Here is a 736-nt window from a genome sequence, read left to right as displayed (position 1 = left end):
TAAAGCGCCACGACATGCCCGCCCAGTGGGTGCCTGCGCCGCCCACGTTCCAGCCAAACTGGTACGCCGACCAGTTACGTACCGGTGCGGCAAGCTGATCGCTGCGGTTGCGGAAGGTGGTGGTTTCGACGCTCATCGGCTGCAGAATTTTGCGGCGCGTGTGGAACCGCAGTTCATCGGCATCAATCGCCACCGGGAAATCGGTTGAGGTGTCACGCCATGCGCCCCGCTCAATACCGACCACGTTCAGTCCAGCGCGGGTGAGTTCTTCCGCCATCACTGAACCGGCCCAACCCATACCAACGATAACCACGTCAGCTTTATTTCTAACTAATGACATTGACTCAGCTCCGGGTAATTAATCGTTGGGGATCAGACTGACGGGAATAAGTGCGAGGTTTTCATTCCGACGCTCAATATAAGGGCGATAATCATAGCGTGCGCCAGGGAAACCGATCATCTTCCAGCCCGCCATGTTTTTATTGCCGCCATAAATCGGGTCCGCTAAATATCCTTCACGCGCGTTTTGCAGCATTAATTCAAAAAAGGCCTGGCTATTCACTTCCGTGCCTAAATCGATTTTTCCGGCTTCCATGTTTGTCAGAAAATCATCAACCTGGTCGGCATTTAAGTGATGGAATGACGATTGATGATTTTTCTGTGCCCATTTTTCCAGCGCTTGCAACCCGGTTAAATAGCGTTGTTTAGGCGCGGAGAGAAATTGCGGGCTGCCCAT

1 protein-coding gene and 1 pseudogene are annotated in these 736 nt (G+C 52.7%); both read right to left on the bottom strand.

Features of this window, described 5'->3' with window-relative positions; all coding sequences use genetic code 11:
* Positions 1 to 340 (bottom strand): annotated as a pseudogene (locus PSSD_RS25995) (GMC family oxidoreductase); the annotation flags it as partial.
* An 18-nt stretch (positions 341 to 358) separates the two neighbouring features.
* The coding region (locus tag PSSD_RS25990) for a gluconate 2-dehydrogenase subunit 3 family protein (protein WP_167347714.1) at positions 359 to 736 on the bottom strand (378 nt) is incomplete at its 5' end.

Source organism: Type-D symbiont of Plautia stali, from assembly GCF_001485335.1.
Lineage (GTDB): Bacteria > Pseudomonadota > Gammaproteobacteria > Enterobacterales > Enterobacteriaceae > Pantoea > Pantoea vagans_C.
Note: the sequence above shows the minus strand (reverse complement) of the source record. Positions and strands in the feature narration are given on the sequence as shown.